General features: G+C 70.6%; 12 protein-coding genes and 1 pseudogene. 9 read left to right on the forward strand and 4 right to left on the reverse strand.

Features of this window, described 5'->3' with window-relative positions:
* Nucleotides 1–137: 137 nt before the first annotated feature.
* Both QRY02_RS45395 and QRY02_RS45400 read right to left on the reverse strand, forming a co-directional pair.
* Nucleotides 138–1,364: a DUF8814 domain-containing protein gene (locus QRY02_RS45395; protein ID WP_285988856.1), complete on the reverse strand. Its 1,227-nt coding sequence runs from the start codon at nt 1,362–1,364 to the stop codon at nt 138–140.
* A gap of 583 nt (nt 1,365–1,947) precedes the next feature.
* Nucleotides 1,948–4,881: an AfsR/SARP family transcriptional regulator gene (locus tag QRY02_RS45400; protein ID WP_285988857.1), complete on the reverse strand. Its 2,934-nt coding sequence runs from the start codon at nt 4,879–4,881 to the stop codon at nt 1,948–1,950.
* Nucleotides 4,882–4,996: 115 nt separating this feature from the next.
* Between QRY02_RS45400 and QRY02_RS45405 the strand changes: the two genes are divergently transcribed.
* The 3 genes from QRY02_RS45405 (at nt 4,997) to QRY02_RS45415 (ending at nt 8,870) form a co-directional block, all read left to right on the forward strand.
* Nucleotides 4,997–5,653 (forward strand): hypothetical protein, encoded by a 657-nt coding sequence (locus QRY02_RS45405; RefSeq protein ID WP_285988858.1) that lies wholly within the window; start codon nt 4,997–4,999, stop codon nt 5,651–5,653.
* A 30-nt stretch (nt 5,654–5,683) separates the two neighbouring features.
* A complete protein-coding gene (locus tag QRY02_RS45410) occupies nt 5,684–7,255 on the forward strand; it encodes an alkaline phosphatase D family protein (RefSeq protein WP_285988859.1) in 1,572 nt (523 codons plus the stop codon).
* 133 nt (nt 7,256–7,388) lie between these two features.
* Nucleotides 7,389–8,870: a glycoside hydrolase family 28 protein gene (locus QRY02_RS45415; RefSeq protein WP_285988860.1), complete on the forward strand. Its 1,482-nt coding sequence runs from the start codon at nt 7,389–7,391 to the stop codon at nt 8,868–8,870.
* A gap of 54 nt (nt 8,871–8,924) precedes the next feature.
* Here QRY02_RS45415 and QRY02_RS45420 read toward each other — a convergent pair.
* Nucleotides 8,925–10,111, reverse strand: a pseudogene (locus QRY02_RS45420) (glycoside hydrolase family 88/105 protein).
* Between the two features lie 352 nt (nt 10,112–10,463).
* On the opposite strand from QRY02_RS45420, the gene QRY02_RS45425 reads away from it, so the two are divergent.
* Nucleotides 10,464–12,236: an alpha-L-fucosidase gene (locus QRY02_RS45425; RefSeq protein WP_285988861.1), complete on the forward strand. Its 1,773-nt coding sequence runs from the start codon at nt 10,464–10,466 to the stop codon at nt 12,234–12,236.
* Here the strand turns inward: QRY02_RS45425 and QRY02_RS45430 are convergent.
* Nucleotides 12,215–13,456 (reverse strand): amylo-alpha-1,6-glucosidase, encoded by a 1,242-nt coding sequence (locus QRY02_RS45430; RefSeq protein ID WP_285988862.1) that lies wholly within the window; start codon nt 13,454–13,456, stop codon nt 12,215–12,217. The genes QRY02_RS45425 and QRY02_RS45430 overlap by 22 nt on opposite strands.
* A 62-nt stretch (nt 13,457–13,518) precedes the next feature.
* Between QRY02_RS45430 and QRY02_RS45435 the strand changes: the two genes are divergently transcribed.
* From QRY02_RS45435 to QRY02_RS45455, 5 genes are all read left to right on the forward strand, one after another.
* The gene (locus QRY02_RS45435) at nt 13,519–14,673 is read left to right on the forward strand and encodes an ROK family transcriptional regulator (RefSeq protein WP_285988863.1); all 1,155 of its coding nucleotides are present in this window, start codon (nt 13,519–13,521) and stop codon (nt 14,671–14,673) included.
* A 305-nt stretch (nt 14,674–14,978) separates the two neighbouring features.
* Complete coding sequence (locus QRY02_RS45440; RefSeq protein ID WP_285988864.1) at nt 14,979–16,910, forward strand: S53 family peptidase; 1,932 nt, start codon at nt 14,979–14,981, stop codon at nt 16,908–16,910.
* Nucleotides 16,911–17,035: 125 nt separating this feature from the next.
* Nucleotides 17,036–18,409, forward strand: a complete 1,374-nt coding sequence (locus tag QRY02_RS45445) for a purine-cytosine permease family protein (RefSeq protein ID WP_285988865.1) — start codon at nt 17,036–17,038, stop codon at nt 18,407–18,409.
* A 44-nt stretch (nt 18,410–18,453) separates the two neighbouring features.
* Complete coding sequence (locus QRY02_RS45450; protein WP_285988866.1) at nt 18,454–19,125, forward strand: SDR family NAD(P)-dependent oxidoreductase; 672 nt, start codon at nt 18,454–18,456, stop codon at nt 19,123–19,125.
* Nucleotides 19,122–20,129 (forward strand): S-adenosylmethionine:tRNA ribosyltransferase-isomerase, encoded by a 1,008-nt coding sequence (locus QRY02_RS45455; protein ID WP_285988867.1) that lies wholly within the window; start codon nt 19,122–19,124, stop codon nt 20,127–20,129. Before QRY02_RS45450 ends, QRY02_RS45455 begins: the two co-directional genes overlap by 4 nt.
* Nucleotides 20,130–20,138 lie beyond the last annotated feature (9 nt).

Raw genomic sequence — 20,138 nt, forward strand, 5'->3', positions numbered from 1 at the left:
CGGAAGTTTGTTCACGCTTGTGAATTGTGTGCCGCTGAGCGGAATGGCGGGGAAATGGGCGAAGGCCCGGCGGGGGACACCGGGCCTTCGCCGTTATCGCGGGGGTGAGGGCAGTCGACCCCCGCGATGATCGGGGTTCAGCAGTGCGGGGCGACGGGGTCGTCCGAGCCGGTCTGGACGTAGGTGTCCGAGATGTAGTTGTTCGGGCCGATCCGGTCCCAGATGTTGGTGGTGCCGAACTTGCCGGCGACCGTGTCGCCCTCGACGTAGCACTCGATGTTCACCTTGGCGTAGTTCGCCGCCAGGCCCTTGATGGCGGCGGAGGTGCTGGCGGTCGCCCGGACGTTCATCGGGTCGCCGGCGGTGCTGACGACGCCGGTCTTGTCGGAGCCGGTCCACAGGTAGGTGACGTTGACGTTGCCGTTGTCCGACATGCCGAGCCCGTCGTAGAAGACGCCGTCGGCGAGGTCGATGCCTGCCGGGTTCTGCACCTTGTAGCCGAGGTCGTCCTTACCGCCGTTGTAGCCGTTGTGGTAGGCGGCGTACGCCTCGGGCTGGCCCTGGGGGAGGTCCTTGTACTCGTAGCGCACCGACGCCGGGTTCCAGTAGTCGTCCTTGGTGTTCCACGGGCCGACGTCCCACACGGGGGCGTACTCGCACCGGCTGCCGTCGGTCTTGCAGATGCGCACGGTGTAGGTGCCGGTGCCCTTGCTCGACAGGGCGCGCCCGGACGGCAGCGCGACGAAGTGGTCGCGGCTGGTGATGACGTGGCCGTTGGCGGTCGTGCGCCCGGTGAGGCCTTCGCGGGTGGCGTAGATCTTGTAGGTCAGCGCGGTCGAGGCGGCCAGCGCGTTGGCCTGCGGGACGCTGTCGGCGCTGAGCGCGACGCTCTTGACCGCGGGCCGCACGCCGTCGGTGGTGCTGTGCAGGCTGATCCGCACCTGCACCTCGCTCACGGTGCTCTTCAGCGCGGTGCCGGCGGGAGTCCACTCGGTCCAGTCGTTCGCGCCGGTCCGGCCGCGGACGTCGACGTCGACCGAGGTGCCCTTGGGGGTGTCGGCGCTCAGTTCGGCGCTGACGCGGTTCGACGCCGAGCCGAGCTTGTGCTCACCGGTGGTCAGGCTGCCCTCGCTGCCGGCGAACACCCGGGAGGTCCGGTGCCACGCGGCATCGGCCAGCGTGAGCGCCCCACCCGCACCGGTGACGTTGACGTCGTCGTTGTCCACAGTGGACAAATCGGCCGTCCAGTTCGTGCCGGCGGACGGCGCCGTTGCGGCCTGCGCGGGGGCTCCGGCCAGCGCCGTCACCGCCCCGGCGGCCAGAACCGCCGCGGTCACGCGGCCGGCTTTCATGATCCGGATCATCCCCGGTTCTCCTCTCGCACCTGTTTGTTCGAAGGTGGCGAAAGACTGACGGGACGGCGTACATGATCCGTACAAGCAGATTGTGCGCCGGGCGGAAGCGGCCTACGCGCCGGGCAGCCGAAGTCCCGGTGGCGGTGTCTCCCACGGATCGAACACAGGTGGCCAGGCTGAACAGGAGCCTGCCGCCGGTCACCTGGATGTCCGCGAAATCCGCTGAGCGCAGGACGGCCCGGAGCAGGTTGAATTCGTGGCCTTGCCAGCTGACCGGCGCGTCCGGCCGGAGGCGATCGCTGATCATGCTCGTGATCGAGAAGCGCACTTCGGATTCCTCGTCGTGGTACCACGGCGAATCCAGCTTGACGACGTTCAGCCGGGTGTCCGGGCCGGGTGCGGCCGGCAGGCCCAGCGCCACCCACAAGAGCACGGTCGCGACCACGAACACGCCGAGGCCGGTCAAGACCACCGCGACGATGTGTCTCCTGATCGACCGAAGTCCGGTGGTCTGCCCAGGCTGGGACGTCGAAGTCACGGCGAGATCTCAGGTCACCTGTGCCCTGCACGAGGGCGGTTTCGCCGCGGTGGCTCAGGCGGAAGCGATGTGCGGCCGCTCCGCCACGACGACCGGCGGCTCCTTCGGCCGGGTGGACAGCTCGCGCCAGATCGCCAGCGCCCGCTCCGAGTAGTCCCGCGACCGCTCCGGCTGGGAAAGCGCCCGGTGCAGCTCCCCGAGCAACTGCGAAACCTCCGCCTCCGACCGGCGGTCACCGTTGCGGCGGTGCACCGCCAGCGAGTTCACCAGCAGCAACTGCGCGTGCGCGAAGTCCCCGCTGTGCAGGCACAGCTCCCCGAGGTTCTGGTTCGCGTACCCCACGCAGTGGTCGTCACCGAGGTCGGTGAAGATCGCGATCGCCCGGTCGACGTGCTCGCGGGCCGCCGCCAGGTTGCCCTGGTGCTGGAACAGCAGGCCGAGCCGCTTGAGGGCGTGGGCCTCGCGGTGGCGGTCGCCGATCGAGGCCGACAGCTCCAGCGCGTCCGTGATCCAGCGCTTCGCCGCCGCGTAACACCCCCGGGACATCCACACCGCGCCCGCGCCGAGGCGGGCCACCGCTTCGCCGTTCGGGTCGTCGGCCTCCGCGAACAGCTTCAGCGCCTCGTGGCAGTGGTCGAGGGCCAGGTCGTCCTCGCCTTCGATGCGCAGGATCGTCGAAATCCCGGTCAGGGCGACGGCGACGCCCTGGATGTCACCGACTGAGTCGAACAGCTTCTTCGACTCCTCGAACGCCACCCGCGCCTCGGCGTACTCGTCCTGGTAGAGCAGGTACTGCCCGAGGTTGCGCTGGACGATCGCCTCGGCCCGCGCCGAGCGCGCCCGGCGGGCCGCCGCCAGGGCGACCAGATGCGTGCTGTGCCAGTCGTCCTGCGGTCCGCGCAGGTCGAAGTACGGCGTCAGCGCCGAAGCCAGCTGCCAGGCCAGGTCGTCGAACCCGTGCTGGGCGGCCAGCGAAACCGCCGCGACGGTCGTGTGCCGCTCGGCCGCGAACCACGCGGTCGGGTCTTCGGGCAGCACGCCTTCGGGGACGCCGGGGCGCGGCAGTTCGTCGTCGCAGTACATGCCGAAGAAGTGCAGCGGCATCCGGCGCGCCGCCTCCAGCGCGAGCCCCAGGTACCCCTCCAGCACCCGCCGCAGGCCGGCCCGGGTCTTCGCCGCGTCACTGCGCTCGGCGAGCTCCACCGCGTACACGCGCAGCAGGTCGTGCAACCGGTAGCGCGGCTGCCCGGCCGAATCCGAGCCGACGAGCTCGACGAGGTGGCCGTCGACCAGCACGTCGAGGACTTCGTCGGCGTCGCGGCGGCCCAGCACGGCCGCGACCGCCCACGCCGGGAACTGAACCGGCCCGAGCAGGCCCAGCCCGCGGAACGCCGTGGCGGCCGACATCGGCAGCAGGTCGTAGGACAGCGTCACGCTCGCGCGGACGGCGAGGTCGCCGACGCGCAGCTCGTCGAGCCGGCGGCGCTCGTCGCCCAGCCGGTCGGCCAGCAGCCGCAGCGTCCAGCCCGGCCGGTGCGTCAGCTTCGCGCCGGCCACCCGGATCGCCAGGGGGAGGTGCCCGCACTGGCGCAGGATCGCCGCGGCGCTTTCCGGCTCGGCGGCCACCCGCTCGGCACCGACGATGCCTTCCAGCAGCCGCGCGGCCTCGGCCTCGGGCAGCAGGTCGACGTCCACCGGCTTCGCGCCGGCCAGCCCGGGCAGCCGGATCCGGCTGGTCACCAGCACCGCGCAGGCCCCGGCCCCGGGCAGCAGCGGCCGCACCTGGGCTTCGCCGCCGGCGTCGTCGAGCACGACGCACATCCGCCGCCCGGCCAGCCGGGACCGCAGCAGCGCCGAGCGCTCGGCCAGTTCGCGCGGCAGACCGGCGTCGGGGATGCCCAGCGTGCGCAGCAACTCGGCGAGCACGCTCATCGGCGCCCGGGGCGAGGACGACGTGCCGGCCAGGTCGACGTGCAGCTGGCCGTCGGGGAACTCGTCGCGGACCGCGTGCGCGACCCGGACGGCGACCGCCGACTTGCCGACGCCGGGCGCGCCCGACAGCACGACCACGGCGGGCGTGCCGGAGTCCGCGCGTTCCCGCAGCAGGGTGACGACGTCGCGGATCAGCGTGTCGCGGCCGGTGAAGTCCGGCAGGTCCAGGGGCAGCTGGCAGACCGGCGCGACGTCGGCGGGGCGCGGGGTGAGGACGTTGTCCGGAACCAGGGTCGCGCGCAGCTCACGCAGCCGGGCGCCCGGTTCGGCGTCGAGCTCCTCGCGCAGGACCCGCTCGGCCGACTCGTACGCCTCGATCGCGTCCCCGGTCCGGCCCGCGGCGCGCAGCGCGACGATCAGCTGCGCCCAGAGCTCCTCGCGCAGCGGGTGCTCGGTGACCAGCCCGCGCAGCTCGGCGATGGCCTCGCCGGAGCGGCCGAGGCCGATCCGCGCGCGGAGACGCTGTTCCTGCACCGACAGGCGCAACTCGGCGAGCCGGGCGACGGTCGCACCCCAGCTGTGGTCGTGCGGCAGGCCTTCGAGGACTTCGCCGCGCCACAGCGCGTCGGCCTTGTCGAGGAGTTTGAGCGCGGTTTCGGCTTCACCGCCGTCGAGCGCTTCCTGCGCTTCGCCGGCCATGGCGGCGAACGCGAGGTGGTCCAGTTCGCCCGGCGCCGCGGTCAGCAGGTAGCCGGAGGCCCGGCTGCTGATCCGCTCGCCCAGGGCGGGGTCGATCTCGGCGAACCGCCTTCGCAGCGAGTGCACGTACGTGCGGATGTTCGCCGCGGCCGACCGCGGCGCCGCCTGTGGCCACAGCACTTCCACCAGCACGTCGGTCGAGACGACGACGTTCGGCTGCAGGGCCAGCGCGGCCAGCAGCAGCCGGGGCTTCGGGCCGCCGAGGGCGATCACGCGCCCGGCGGCGGTGACCTCCAGCGGACCGAGGACGCGGATGGTAAGCGAGGTGGTCTCAACCTGCCCGATGAGTTCCCCCATGTCCCGGACTCTAGGACCCGTCCGGCGCAGGGGCTAGATCCATTCGGAGTGTGTGTCCGTGCGCACACGTGCGGCTTTGTACGAGACGTGTACAGCGCGAAGTCAAGCTGCCGACATGAAGCGTTCGAAACTCCGGCGTATCGCCGGTTCCGGCCTGGTACTGGCTGCGGTCGGCGCACTCCTGGCCGGCGGCGGGTTCGAAGCATCGGCGTCGGCGAGCGGGACCGTGAAGACCGCGGGTGACCCGCTCAACGTCCGCCGGGCGCCCACCGCGGCCGCCACGGCCGTCAAGACCGTCGCCAACGGGGCGGCGGTGACCATCGATTGCCAGGCGATCGGTCCTTCGGTGACCGGCACCTACGGCACGAGCACGCTCTGGGACTACGTGCCCGCGCTCGGCGGGTACATCTCGGACAGTTACGTCTACACCGGCAAGGACGAGCGGATCGCGCCCGACTGCGGCGTCGGCTCGGGCAGCGGCCAGTGCGCCGACGCCTGTGCGGGCGAGGGGCAGTACCGCTCGTCCGACTCGCACTTCCTGGTCTACGACACCGCTTCCGACGGCTACTCCGCCGTGGTCGCCTACTGGCTGAAGGGCGGCGCCGGGCCGTTCTACGTCTGGAACTCCGGCGGCGAGGGCACGAAGGTCGACAAGGCCGTCTCGATCCCGCACGGCACCTGGGTCTTCTACAAGGTGTGCGTCGCCAACTACACGACCGCCAGGCCGGACCTGAAGTCCTGCAGCGACGGCATCACCGACAACGCGGCCTGAGGCCCGTCCACCACGAGAAAGGGCTTTCCCATGGGTCAGGTCAACCGGCGCAAGGTGCTCCTCGGCGGGCTCGCCGCGGTCACCGCCACCGCGGCTTCGGCGGCGCTGCCGTCGTGGGCGAACGCCCGCACCACGGCCGCCGCTCCCCCCATCCGCGATCCGTTCCAGCTCGGCATCGCCTCCGGCGATCCGCTTCCCGACAGCGTGGTGCTGTGGACGAGACTCGCCCCCTCGCCGCTCAACCCGGACGGCTTCGGCGGCATGCCGGACGCCACCTACGCGGTCGACTGGGAGATCGCGAACGACGAGGCGTTCAGTTCGGTCGTGCAGCGGGGCTCGGTGAACGCGGTCAGCGCGTCCGGGCACAGCGTCCACATCGAACCGATCGGCTTGCAGCCGGCGCGCGAGTACTTCTACCGGTTCAAGAGCTCCGGCTACATTTCGCCGGTCGGCCGGACCCGCACCGCGCCCGCCACCGGCGCCGCGGTCAACCAGCTCAAGTACTGCTTCAGCTCCTGCCAGCACTGGGAGGAGGGATACTTCCACGCGTACAAGGGCATCGTGGCCGACGATCCGGACCTGGTCCTGTTCCTCGGCGACTACATCTACGAGAAGAAGTCGAACCGCACCGCGCAGGACCGCAACCCGCGCCGCCTGGCCCTCCCCGACGACGCGACCACGCTCGCGCAGTACCGCGCCCGCCACGCCCAGCACAAGACCGACGCCGATCTGCAGGCCGCGCACGCGATCGCGCCCTGGATCGTCGTGTTCGACGACCACGAGGTCATGAACGACTGGAACGGCACCACCTCGCCGGCCCCGGCCGCGCGCAAGGCCGCCGGGTTCCAGGCCTTCTACGAGAACACCCCGATCCGGTCGACGGCCAAGCCCAACGGCGCGTCGATCCAGCTGTACCGGCAGCTGATGTGGGGCAACCTGGCCCGCTTCCACATGCTCGACACGCGCCAGTACCGCAGCGCCCAGGTGGTCGACCCCGCCGGCGACGCCGGTCCGGCCTGCGCCGACACGCGTAACACCTCGCGCAGCATCCTCGGCGCCACGGAGGAGGCGTGGCTGCTCAAGCAGTTCGAGTCGCACCCGGCGACGTGGGACTTCCTCGGCCAGCAGGTCTTCTTCGCCACGCGTGACAACGACGGCAACAAGGCCACCTGCGAGGGCAACGACTCCTGGCAGGGCTACGAGGCCTCCCGGAACCGGATCCAGCAGGGCTGGGTCGACCGCAAGGTCGCCAACCCGGTCGTGCTCACCGGTGACGTCCACCGGCACTGGGCCGCGGACCTGCGGCTGGACTACTTCGACCACAGCGCCCCGGTCGTCGGCTCGGAACTGGTCACGACGTCGGTCACGAGCAACAGCGACAACGCGGGCGACCCCAGCGCGGCCTGGTACGCGAACAACCCGCACGTCAAGTACTGCAAGGGCGAGCGCGGCTACGTCCGCGTGACGACCACGCCGTCGGAGATGCGGGCGGACTTCATGACGACGTCCGACGTCAGCGTGTACGACCCCGCGTCGGTGGTGATCAAGAACGACGTCAGCTACGTGGTGCCGGCGGGCAAACCCGGCCTGCAGAAGGTCTGAAAGAACCGGGACCCGCGCCCGACCGGGGGTGGCGCGGGTCCCCGGCGATCTTGACATTCCGTTCGGTCCACTCGTAATCTGGGTGTTCCGCCGTCATGCCGAATTCTTCGATTCCATGACAAGGCGGTTGCACGTGAAAAAACTCCTGCTGATCACTTTCGCGGTGGCGGGGCTGGTGGTGGCCGGTGGCGGCGTTTCCGCCGCCGCACCCGGCGGCGTTTACGACGTGAAGGACTACGGCGCCAAGGGAAACGGGTCGGCCAACGATTCCGCCGCCATCGACAAGGCGATCACCGCGGCCGGCGCGGCCGGCGGCGGCACCGTCCGGTTCACGTCGGGTAACTACAAGTCGGCGAACACCGTCCACCTCAAGAGCAACGTCACGATCCAGCTCGACGCCGGTGCGACGATCACCGGGTCGAGTGCGGACACCTACGACAAGCCCGAGTCGAACCAGTGGGACGACTACCAGGACTACGGCCACAGCCACTTCCACAACGCGATGTTCTACGGCGACAAGCTGACGAACATCGGCTTCACCGGCGCGGGCACGATCGACGGCGGTGGCAACCTCATCACCGGCAACCCGAAGTCCGGCGAGGCCGACAAGATCCTGTCCCTCACCCGGTGTGACGGGCTGACGCTGTCCGGCGTCAAACTGCGCCGGGGCGGGCACTTCGCGGCGCTGATCAACGGCTGCACGAACGTCGTTTCCGACCACCTGACCATCGACACGGCGAGTGACCGCGACGGCTGGAACATCATCAGCACGACCAACGTCACGATCACGAACGCCGCCATCGCGGCGAACGACGACGCACTCGTGTTCAAGAGCGACTACGCGCTCGGCGCGAAACTGCCGAACGGTAACGTCACGGTGACCGGCGCGAAACTTTCGGCGGTCTGCTGCAACGCGCTGATGTTCGGGTCCGAGACGTGCGGTGACTTCACCGGTTACCACTTCTCGGGCATCACGATCACCGGCGCGCACAAATCGGGCATCGGCATCGTTTCGATGGACGGCGCGAAGATTTCCGACGTCCACTACCGCGACATCACGATGTCCGGGACGTATTCGCCGATCATGATGAAGATCGGCACGCGCAAACGCTGCGGCAACAACCCCGGCGTCGGGTCGATCAGCGGCATCACGTTCGACAACGTCACCGGCACGCACACCGGCAGCAACTTCAGCCCGACGATCTGGGGCGCGGACAGCGGCCACCGCGTCTCCGACGTGACGTTCACCGGCGTCAAGCTGAACGTGCCGGGCGGCAGCGGGACCATGGGCACGGGCGTGCCGAGCAACACGGCGACGGACTACAACCCGAAGAGCATCGGCACCCGCCCGTCGTACGGCTGGTACCTGCACCACGCGGCCGGCATCCGGTTCGTGAACAGCTCGGTGGAGTTCGCCAAGGACGACGGCCGCCCGGCGAGCATCGTCAACAACAGCTCGGACATCACGTTCGACCACTTCACGGCGGAGAAGGGCGCGAAGAGCCCGTTCGACATCGGCTTCCAGTCGGTGACGGGCTACTGCGTCAAGGACTCGGCCACCACCTCGGGTTCCCCGCTGCGGCTCGACACGTCGAGCTCGACCTCGAACTGCTGACGCGAAAGGGCCCCGGCTGGTGAGCCGGGGCCCTTTCTGCGGCGCGCCTTGCGGTCAGTGCGAGTACTGCTCGTTCATGATGAGGAACGCGCCGAGGCCGTGGAAGTCGTTGGTCTTGCGGGCCCGGCCGTAGTAGTAGGACAGGTCGCCGACGTTGGTGCCTTCGCAGATGTCGGTGATGTTCGTCAGGCCGTCCGAGCCGACGGAGACCTTGCGAAGCACGCCGGCGTACCCGCGGTCCGCCACCGCCTGGTAGGACGCCGGCAGGTAGCCGCGCTGGACGCCGCGGGCCATCGTGAACGTGTACATCGACGACGCCGACGTCTCCAGCCAGTTCTTCGCGTCGCCGCCGCGGTCGACCACCTGGTACCAGCGTCCGGTCGACGCGTCCTGGTACCGCTGGTAACCGGCGGCGAGGAAGTTGACGACGTCGATCAGCGCGGCCCGCCGCGGGTGGTTCGCCGGCAGCACCTCGAGGATGTCGATGGTGGCCATGCCGAACCAGCCGATCGCGCGGGCCCAGTGGTACTTCGAGTGGTGGCCGGTTCCGGACGCCCACGACTCGGAGCCGTCCTCGTCGTAGGCGTGGTACAGCAGGCCCTTCGCCGGTTCGCGCAGGTGGCTGAAGTACACGACGATGTTCTTCGCCGCCTCTTCGAAGCAGTAGGCACTGTCGCCGAAGGCCGCCCCGTACAGCGCGAGGAACGGCTGGGCCATGTAGACGCCGTCGCCCCACAGCTGGCCGACCTTGCTCGTGGCGTGGAACATGCCGCCGTCGGAGGTCCGGGGGTAGGACGGGAACCGCTTGCGCAGCTGGTCGGCCGCCGTCTTGTACTTCTTGCGGCCCGTTTCCGCGTAGAGCAGCGGCAGCATCTGGCACGAGCGCATCGAATCGAGGTTGTTGAAGCTGTTGGAGATGCCGCTGTCGGTGATGAACCGGTCGTACCACGCGATGATGTAGTCGAGGTACTTCTTCTCGCCGGTGCGCTTGTAGAACAGGTACTGCCCGTAGAGGTACAGCCCGAGGGTGTAGCCCCAGCCGCCGATCTTGTCCGGCGTGTAGCGCTTCATCGTCGAGTCGATGACCGCGCGGGACCAGTCCGGCGGCGGTGCCGCACCGCCGATCGGGGCAGCCGGTCCGCCGCTCGCGCGAGGGGACCCGCCGCGGCGAGCGCGCCCAGGGCGCCGAGCGTGCCGGCCAGGACCGCGCGCCGGGTCGGGCGAAGGGGATGTTCGGACATCGTCGTCCCTTTCGTGCAACGGCCCCGCGACGCGGTGGAAGGGTGGCCGGGATGCCGATCCGCCGTCCGTCGGCATCCCGACCAGCTCTGGGGGGCGCGGCGTGCTGCCCGTGTCGCCGGAGCGATGGTCTCGGAAGCGAAAGCGCTTCCGAGGGAAATATCTACTCGCCTCCACGAGGCGGAGTCAAGAGTGATCGGATCTCTTGCGTCATATATCAGATATTTAACCCGAACGGCGGCGGTTGCGATGTACCGGCCAGCGAAACTCTGCGGAAAGGTCGGATCTAAACCTTGACCGGCCCGCCGGGCCAGGAGTACACCACCGAGTGGACCAGACCACTGGAGGTCGTTCATGGCAGCCAAGTTCTTCCGCCGGGCGCTCGTCGCGTGCGCGGCGACGCTGGCGGTGTCCGGGCTCGTCGCCGCGCCGGCGTCGGCCGATCTGCAGAAGCCTTCCCAGCAGTGGCTGCGCGACAGCCAGGCCGGGCTGTTCCTGCACTGGGGCATGCGCACGGCACCCGGCTACACCAGCTGCAGCGCCTGGGAAAAGGCGATCACCGACGGCGGGTGGGATCCCGCCTACTGGGTCACCGAAGCCGAGAAGCTGCACGCGTCGTACCTCGTGCTCGCCTCGTTCCACAGCCGGCTCGGCTACTCCCGGGCCTGGCCGTCGAAGATCCCCGGCAGCTGCACCACCAAGCGGGACTTCCTCGGCGAGCTGGTCGCCGCGGCGAAGACCCGGGGCCTCAAGGTCATCCTCTACATGACCAACGACGCCCAGTGGCACGACGAGGGCGGCCACGAGTGGCTCGACTCCGCCGGCTACTCGAAGTACAAGGGCAAGACGGTGGACCTCGACAGCCAGGACGGCTTCGGCCAGTTCAGCTACGACAACTTCTTCGAGGTCATGAAGAACTACCCGGACCTCGGCGGCTTCTGGATCGACAACGACAACGCCTACTGGGAGTCGCACGACCTGTACCGGCAGATCTACCAGCAGCGTCCGGACTACCTGCTGAGCAACAACAACGAAGACACCCCGATCATGGACACGATCAGCAACGAGCAGAAGACCGGCATGACGCCGTCGTACGACTACCCGCAGGCGACGTACACGGCGATGCCGCGGCTCACCGAGGCGTGCTTCAAGCTCCCCGACACGGGTTCCTGGTGGTACGGCGGGTCGAACCCACCGGTGAACAAGATGCTCAACCTCGGCCGCCTCATCACGAACTCGGGCTCGTCGATCAAGTCGCTGATGGCCGAGACGGCGATGGTGAACGGCAAGTTCCCCGCGAACCAGGAAGCGTTCAACAACTTCGCGAAGACGTACCTGGACGCGATCTGGGACTCCCTGGGCGGCACCGAGGGCGCCGGCTACATGTACGGCGGCATGCAGCCGGGCTTCTGGAACGACGGCGCCCACGGCGTCATCACCATCAAGGGCGACACGCAGTACGTGCACGTCCTGACCAAGCCGTCGACGTCGACGCTGAAGATCCGCGACAACGGCTACCGCGTCCGCCGCGTCACGAACCTGCGCACCGGCGCGGCGATCTCCTTCAGCCAGGGTGGCGGCAGTCTCACGCTGAGCGGCCTGTCCGGCTGGGACACCTACGACACGGTGTTCAGGGTCGAGACGGCGGGCCGCACCGGAACCTACGACCCGAAGACCGTGACGCTCAAGGCGAGCGCGTCGGCGAGCGGCCACGGTGGACAGTCGGCGAGCGACGGCAGCTACCTCACCTACTTCGACAACAACAAGACGCTGCCGGTCAACCTCGACTACGACCTCGGGGCGGCGAAGAAGGTGCAGTACGTCGGGCTCAACCAGCGGGAGGACTCGGTCAGCTACGCCCGGTCGGACAGCGAGCAGTCGGCGCGGATCAAGGCGTACAAGGTGTTCGTGTCGGGCGACGGCAAGGACTGGGGCAGCGCGGTGAAGTCCGGGACGCTGCCGAGCCACCGCGGCGTCCAGTTCGTCGACCTCTCCGCGGTGACGGCCCGGTACGTGCGGCTCCAGGTGACGAGCACGTACGCGGCATCGAGCGACAGTTCGCGCTACAAGCGGCTGCGGATCGACGAAACCTGGGTGGGCTCGGACTACGCGACCGCGGCGGGCTGAGCCGAAAGGAGGTCCACGGTCAAGGCCGCGGTCCAGCTGAACGACCGGGTGCCGTGGCCGGTGCCGGTCAGCGGGTCGACGTACTCGGCGAAGTCCGTGCGGGCGGCGATCTCGGCGAGGTCGCCGCCCAGCCGCTCGGCGAGGGCGAACTCACCGTGGTGCAGCAGGCCCTGCCGGACCAGCCAGCCGACGTTGAACCACGACGGCCCGCGCCAGTAGCGGCCCGGGTCGAAGCCCGGCGCGGTCAGGTCGTAGCTCGGGACGCCGTGCACCCGGCCGAGCCGGAAGCGCGGGCCGGTCGCGGTCGCCAGCAGCGCCGGGGCGACCGCCAGGTCCGGCAGCACCAGCGGCAGCAGGCCGGCGCACGTGTGCTCGCGGACCAGCGAGCCGGTGTGGACGTCGCGGGCGAAGAAGAAGCCGGCGGCGCTGTCCCACAGGGTCTCCTGCAACGCCTTCCCGACGCGCGCGGCGGCTTCGCGGTGGCCGGCCGACGGCAGGTCGAGCTCCTCGGCGATCTCGGCCAGCGCCAGTTCCGCGTCGGCCAGCAGGGCGTTGAAGCCGGGGTCTTCCACGGCGAAGCGGCCGAAGTCCCGGTAACCACTGTCGCGGTACTCCGCGGCGAGCCGGACGTACCGGCCGTAGTCGTCGTCGCTCGGCCGGTCGCCCGCGTCGCCGTGCGCCAGGTCGCGGCGGACGAACCCGGTGGCGGGCGGCACCCGGGTGAGGGGGTCGTCCCAGGCCGGGCTGTTGTCCATGCCGGACTCCCACGGGTGCACGATCGCCACCAGCCCGCGCCCGCCCGCGTCGCGGCCGGTCCGCAGGTAGTCGTGCCAGGCCACCAGCTTCGGGTACAGCGCGGCGAGGAAGTCGCGGTCGGGTTCGGTCCGGTGCACCGCGAGCACGGCGCGGGCGTGCACCGGCGGCTGGACCAGGCCCGAGGTCCGCCCGGCGCGCCAGAAGGACGGCCCGGGGAAGTACGCCTCCGGCGGCGTCCGCGGGTCGAACACGATGTGCGGGACGCGGCCGTCGGCCCACTGCGCTTCGAACAGCGTGCGCAGTTCGCACCGGGCGTGCCCGGGCGACAGGTGGCGCAGGCCGAGGGCGATGAAGGCGGAGTCCCAGCTCCACTGGTGCGGGTAGAGGCCTCGCGAGGGCACGGTGGACGCGCCGAGCCAGTTGCCAGCCAGGACAGCCGCGGCGCGCTCCCGTGTTACGTTCATATGTCCAATCTATCTCCGACTTGTGTCTTGTCAATGGACAAAAGTCCGAAGGGGGCCGGGGGATGACCACGCCGACCAGCGCCGGAGAGCTGCTGCAGCTGGTCCGGACGGGGCAGGCGAGTACGCGGAAGGTCCTCCTGGAGCGCAGCGGGCTCTCGCGCTCGACGCTGACCGCCCGCCTGGAGCAGCTCCAGACGGCGGGCCTGCTCGCCGAGGGTGATCAGGAGGATTCCACCGGCGGTCGTCCGGCGCGGCAGCTGCGCTTCGACGACCGGCACGCGGTCGTCCTCGCCGCGAGCATCGACACGACGCACGCCGAGGCCGCCGTCACCGACCTGGCGGGGCGGGTGGTGGCGCGCCGCGCGGGCGCGGTGCGGGTCGCCGACGGCCCCGAGCCCGTGCTCGACCGGATCGCGGAGTGGTTCGAGGCGTTGCGGGCCGAGGTGGACCGGCCGGTGTGCGGCGTGGGCGTTTCGGTCCCGGGCCCGGTGGAGCCCGGCCGCGCCCGGGTCACGCAGCCGCCGATCATGCCCGGCTGGGACGGCTACCCGATCGACGGCCACCTCGGCGCGCGCTTCGGCGCCCCGGTGCTGGTCGACAACGACGCCAACCTGATGGCGCTGGGCGAGCACCGCGCCCGCCACCCGGAGTCGGCGGCGCTGGTCGTGGTGAAGGTGTCGACCGGGATCGGCGCCGGCCTGGTCCTCGGCGGCGAGGTGTACCGCGGGATCGACGGCGGAGCGGGCGACATCGGCCACATCCGGCTCCCGGACCACCCGGAGGCCCGCTGCCTCTGCGGCTCGCTCGGCTGCCTCGCGGCCGTCGCCGGCGGCGGCGCGCTGGCGGCGAGGCTGACCGAGCTGGGGCGGCCGACGGAGTCGGGCTCCGGCGTACGCGACCGGATCACGGCGGGGGACCCGGCCGCGGTGCGGCTCGCGGAAGTGGCCGGCCGCCAGGTGGGGGAGGTGCTGGCGACGCTGGTGTGCGTGGTCAACCCCGGGGTGGTGGTGATCGCCGGCGACCTCGCCGAGCCGCACTTCGTCGCGGGGGTCCGGGAGGTGCTGTACCGCCGGGCGCTGCCGCGGGCGACGCAGAACCTGCGGGTGGAAATCGGCGGCCGCGGCGAGGGAATGGCGGTGGCCGGGGCGGTGGCGATGGTCGTCGACGCGGTGTTCGCGCCCGCCGAGGTGGACCGGCGCCTGGCCGTCCGGGCGTGACGGCCGAACTGCCGCCACCGCCGGACTGTCCGGAGTGGACGGAGCGACCGACTTTAGTAGGTGGCGCGAGCCCGTGGCGCGTGGTCCGTCGTACCGTCGCGAACCGGACCAAACACACATTCAACCCTATTCCTCGCATTTTCGTCGCGACAAATCGGATTTCAGTACCACGCTTCACGGCTGGCGAATTCCCGGCCAGATAACGGTTCCGCAAGCACTTCCCCGCGAGCGGAACACCGATCTAGTCTCAGCCGGTGTTCCACGGCCCGATTTCCTGGGGGCCGCTTTCGAAGAGGGAGATTTCTGTGCGAAGAAGCTCCACCCTGCTCCTTTCGCTCGCGGTGGTGGGTGGCCTGACCGGCACCCTGCCGGCGACGGCGTCCGCGCAGGGGCGTCAGGACATTCCGCAGTCGCACCCGTTGTGGGCGAACGCGCAGGCGAAGGTCGCCGACACGGCGCCCGCCGCGAAGCTGAGCTTCCGGGTCTACCTGAACCAGCGCGACAACGCCGGTGCCGAGGCGCTGGCCCAGGCCGTGTCCGACCCGGACAGCAAGACCTACCGCCAGTACCTCAGCCCCGACCAGGTGCGCGACCGCTTCGCGGCCAGTGACGCGACCGTCAACGCGGTCAAGGCGTGGCTGACCGGCAGCGGCTTCAGCATCGGTGAGGTCCCGTCGAACCGCGCGTACGTCGAAGCCACCGGCACCGCGGACCAGACGGAAAAGGCGTTCGCCGTCGACCTCGGCAAGTACCGGGTCAAGGGCCAGACGCTGCGCGCCGCCGACAAGAACCTGTCGGTGCCGGCGAACCTGGCCGGTGACGTGCTCGGCGTCGTCGGCGTCGACCAGGCGACCAACCTGTTCAAGCCGGACCACGCGACCGGCTCCGGCACGCCGTCGGACGTCGCGCCCGGGCCCGGGTTCCGCAACGCGCCGCCGTGCAGCGCCTACTACGGCGAGAAGATCGACACCACGGACCCGGCGTACAACGGCAAGCAGCTGCCGTACGCGCCCTGCGGCTACACCCCGGCGCAGCTGCGGTCGGCCTACGGCATCGACAAGGTCGGCGCCGACGGCAAGGGCACCACGATCGCCATCGTGGACGCCTTCGCCTCGCCGACGATCTACGCGGACGCGAGCACGTACGCGAAGAAGAACGACCCGCAGCACCCGCTGAAGCAGAGCCAGTTCAAGCAGCACGTCTTCCCGGCGAACCCGGTTCTCGAGCCGCCGGACCAGTGCGACGCGGCCGGCTGGTACGGCGAGGAGACCCTCGACGTCGAGGCCGCCCACGGTCTCGCGCCGGGCGCGGACATCCTGTACGTCGGCGGCGAGTCCTGCGAGGACAACGCCCTCGACGTGGCGCTGAACTACGTGATCGCCGGCCACAAGGCCGACATCGTGTCGAACTCCTACGGCGACACCGGCGAGGACATCCCGGCCGACGAGGTCAAGGTGTTCAACCAGATCTCGCTGCAGGCGGTGCTCGAGGGCATCGGCGTGTACTTCTCCTCGGGCGACAACGGTGACGAGGTCGCGCGCCTCGGCACGCCGTCGCCGGACTTCTCCGCCTCGGCGCCGTGGATCACCGCGGTCGGCGGCACGTCCATCGCCATCGGCAAGGACGGCAAGAAGATCTTCGAGACCGGCTGGGAGACCAGCAAGTCGGTCCTGACCAACGGTGTCTACGGCCCGGCCAACTACACCAGCGGTTCCGGTGGCGGCACGAGCCGGCTGTTCGAGCAGCCCTTCTACCAAAAGGGTGTCGTCCCGGACGCGCTGGCGAAGAAGAACCAGACCGGCAACAAGAAGGGCCGCGTCGTCCCGGACATCTCCGCGGTCGGCGACCCGAACACCGGCTTCCTGGTCGGCCAGACGCAGACCTTCCCGGAGGGTGCGCACTACGACCAGTACCGGATCGGCGGCACGAGCCTCGCGTCGCCGGTGTTCGCCGGCATCATGGCGGTGGCCGACAGCTTCGACCACTTCCACCACGGCTTCATCAACCCGGTGATCTACAAGCTGACGTCCCGCACGCCGGCGATCACCGACGTGAAGCACGTGGACGCCGCGGTGGCCCGCGTGGACTACGCGAACTCGGTCGACGCCTCGGACGGCCTGCTCCGCTCGGTCCGCACGCTGGACTACCAGGGCCTGACGATCCACACCACCCCCGGCTACGACGACGTGACCGGCCTCGGTGTGCCCAACGGGCTGCTGTTCCTGCTGCTCGTCTAGTCAGCTGCTCGATGAGGGCCCCCTCGCCGGTCTCGGCGAGGGGGCCCTTTTCGTTTCGTCGCCGACGGGCTGTCGCGGTGCGCGACGCGGCTGCGCTTAGGGTGATCGGCGACGAGAGGCGGAACATGAGCGGACACGGTCTGGACGCCGATGTCTTCGGCGGGCGGATGCCCACCGGCGGGCGGGACCTGGCGATCGAAACCCACGGCATCGCGCCGGTGCCGGAGGGCAACCGGTTCGGGCGCCCGTGGCGGCTGTTCAGCGTGTGGTTCGCGCCGAACCTGACGATGACGGCGGTGTTCACCGGCACCCTCGCGGCGTCGCTCGGCCTCGGGTTCTGGACCGGCTTGGCCGCGATGCTCGCCGGCACCGTGCTCGGGTCGCTCCCGGTCGCGTACCTGTCGACGTGGGGCCCGCGCACCGGCACCGGCCAGCTGCCGCTCGCCCGGCTGCCGTTCGGCGGCGGCGTCGTGCTGCCCGGCCTGGTGCAGTGGCTCGGCTCGATCGCGTGGGACGCGCTGGTCGGCCTGTTCGGCGGCGAGGCACTGGCCGAGCTGACCGGGCTGCCGTTCTGGGCGGCGGTGCTGATCGTGCTGGTCCTGCAGTGCGCGCTCGGCGTGTTCGGTTACGCGCTGATCCACCGCGTGCAGGCGGTGATGAGCGTGCTGCTGGTGCTCGCGTTCGCCGCGCTGGCCGTGAAGGTCCTTTCCGGGCACCCGATCGCCGCCGCCGACACCGCTTCCGGCGCCGACCTGGCGGGCGGTGTCGTCCTGTTCACGACGATCACCTTGTCGCTGGCGATATCCTGGGCGCCGTACGCGTCGGACTTCAGCCGGTACCTGCCGGTCACGGCTTCGTCACGGGCGGTCTTCCGGGCGACGCTGCTCGGCCTCGTCGTGTCGTACGCGATCGGCGAAGGTCTCGGGCTCGCGTTGGGCTCTTCGCTGGGCGACCAGACCGCGGCGGGCGTCGCCCACCTGCTCGGCGGTGGGTTCCTGGGCGCGCTGGCGCTGGCCGTGATCGCGCTGGCGGCGGTGTCGTCGAACGCGATGAACGACTACAGCGGCTCGCTCGCGTTGCAGACGGTCGGCGTCCGGCTGCGGCGCCCGGTGTCGGCGGTCGTCGTCACCGTGCTCGCGTTCGGGCTGATCCTCTGGATGCACAGCGGCGACCTCTCGGCGAAGTTCGAGAACGTGCTGCTGTTCGTCTCGTACTGGATTCCGCCGTTCCTCGGCGTGGTGGTCCCGGACTGGCTCGCGCGCACCCGCGGCGGCCGTCGGGTGGACGTCCTGGCGTCGGTTTCCGTGCGTCCCTGGGCGGCCGTGGTGGCGTTCGTCGTCGGATTCGGCGCCGCGGTGCCGTTCATGAACACGTCTCTCTACACCGGACCGGTCGCCGCGGCGCTGCACGGCGCGGACCTCGCGTACTACGTCGGCCTCGTCGTTTCGCTGGCAGCGTATTTCCTGCTGCGCGGCCGAGCTCCGGTTGACCTCGAGTAATGTAGAGGTTTCACGATGGGGTGGTAGCCCTCGAAGGAGGAACCATGCCCACCGCACTCGTCACCGGCGCTTCCGCCGGGCTGGGCCGCGCGCTCGCGGCCGCCCTGGTACGTCGCAAGTGGACGGTCATCGGCGACGGCCGCGACGCGGCCGCGCTGGCTTCGGCGGCCGGCGAAGCCGGCTTCACGGCCGTCCCCGGCGACGTCACCGACCCGGCCCACCGCGCCGCGCTCGCCGGCGCCTGTCCCGAACTCGACCTGCTCGTCAACAACGCCAGCACGCTCGGCGTCAGCCCGCTGCCGCCCCTGGCGCGCTACCCGGTGGCGGACCTGGAGGACGTCTACCGCGTCAACGTCTTCGCGCCTCTCGCCCTGACACAGCTCTTGTTGCCCGCCTTGACCGCGGCGCGCGGCGTCGTGATCGACATCAGTTCCGACGCCGCCGTCGAGCCCTACGAAGGCTGGGGCGGCTACGGCTCCGCGAAGGCGGCGCTCGATCAGGTGACCGCCGTCCTGGGGGTGGAACACCCGGACCTGTCCGTGTACGCGATCGACCCGGGTGACCTGCGCACGGCGATGCACCAGCGCGCGTTCCCCGGCGAGGACATCTCGGACCGGCCGCTGCCGGAGACGGCGGTCCCGGCGTTCCTGAGGGTGCTCGACGAGCGTCCGCCGAGCGGCCGCTACCGCGCGGCCGACCTCCTGGTGACGGCATGAGCATCCGGTTCGACCTGCCCGCGGAGCTGTCGGCATCGGCCCCGCCGGAGGCCCGCGGCCTGTCCCGCGACGAGGTCCGCCTGCTGGTCGCGTCACCGGCGGGCATCCACCACACGGCGTTCACCGGCTTGGGCGAGCACCTGAGGGCGGGCGACCTCCTGGTGGTCAACACCTCCGGAACTGTTCCGGCGGCGGTCGCCGCGCGCCGGGCGGGCCACCCGATCACGGTTCACTTCGCCACCCCGCTCGACGACGGTTCGTGGGTCGTCGAGCTGCGCGCACCGGACGGCCCCTTGCTCGACGGCCGTCCGGGCGAGCGCCTCTCCCTGGCCGGCGACGCGTCGCTGACGTTGCTGGCCCCGACGGTCCCGGGCGCAGCACGGCTGTGGCGGGCGACGGCGTCGGTCGAGGTGCGCGCGCTGCTCGCGGCGGCGGGCCGGCCGATCCGCTACGGGTACGTCCCGCGGGCGTGGCCGCTTTCGGACTACCAGACGGTGTTCGCCCGCGAACCGGGCAGCGCGGAGATGCCCTCGGCGGCCCGCCCGTTCACGCCGGAGCTGGTGACCCGCTTGGTGACGGACGGGGTGGTGTTCGCCCCCCTGCTGCTGCACACGGGAGTGTCGTCCCCGGAGGCGGCGGAGCCACCCCAGGCGGAGCGGTTCCGCGTCCCACCGACGACGGCAGCGCTGGTCTCGTGGGTCAGCGCCCGCGGAGGCCGCGTGATAGCGGTGGGCACGACGGCGGCCCGCGCGCTGGAGTCAGCGGTCTCGGGAGGCGAAATCCGCGCGGCCGAGGGCTGGACGGAGCTGGTACTGGGCCCGGACCACCCGGCTCGCGTGGTGGACGGGATCATCACGGGCCTGCACGCCCCGGAGGCATCGCACTTGTCCCTGCTGGAGGCGGTGGCGGGGGCGAAGGTGGTCCAGCAGGCGTACGAGGCGGCGGTTGAGGAGCGGTACTTGTGGCACGAGTTCGGTGACGTGTCGCTTCTGCTGCGTCGGTGACTTGCGGGG

It is taken from the genome of Amycolatopsis sp. DG1A-15b (assembly GCF_030285645.1).
GTDB lineage: Bacteria > Actinomycetota > Actinomycetes > Mycobacteriales > Pseudonocardiaceae > Amycolatopsis.

Coding starts and splice junctions, on each gene's coding strand:
- QRY02_RS45395 (WP_285988856.1), bottom strand. CDS start 1,364: ATGATCCGGATCATGAAAGCCGGCCGCGTGACCGCGGCGGTTCTGGCC.
- QRY02_RS45400 (WP_285988857.1), bottom strand. CDS start 4,881: ATGGGGGAACTCATCGGGCAGGTTGAGACCACCTCGCTTACCATCCGC.
- QRY02_RS45405 (WP_285988858.1), top strand. CDS start 4,997: ATGAAGCGTTCGAAACTCCGGCGTATCGCCGGTTCCGGCCTGGTACTG.
- QRY02_RS45410 (WP_285988859.1), top strand. CDS start 5,684: ATGGGTCAGGTCAACCGGCGCAAGGTGCTCCTCGGCGGGCTCGCCGCG.
- QRY02_RS45425 (WP_285988861.1), top strand. CDS start 10,464: ATGGCAGCCAAGTTCTTCCGCCGGGCGCTCGTCGCGTGCGCGGCGACG.
- QRY02_RS45430 (WP_285988862.1), bottom strand. CDS start 13,456: ATGAACGTAACACGGGAGCGCGCCGCGGCTGTCCTGGCTGGCAACTGG.
- QRY02_RS45435 (WP_285988863.1), top strand. CDS start 13,519: ATGACCACGCCGACCAGCGCCGGAGAGCTGCTGCAGCTGGTCCGGACG.
- QRY02_RS45445 (WP_285988865.1), top strand. CDS start 17,036: ATGAGCGGACACGGTCTGGACGCCGATGTCTTCGGCGGGCGGATGCCC.
- QRY02_RS45450 (WP_285988866.1), top strand. CDS start 18,454: ATGCCCACCGCACTCGTCACCGGCGCTTCCGCCGGGCTGGGCCGCGCG.
- QRY02_RS45455 (WP_285988867.1), top strand. CDS start 19,122: ATGAGCATCCGGTTCGACCTGCCCGCGGAGCTGTCGGCATCGGCCCCG.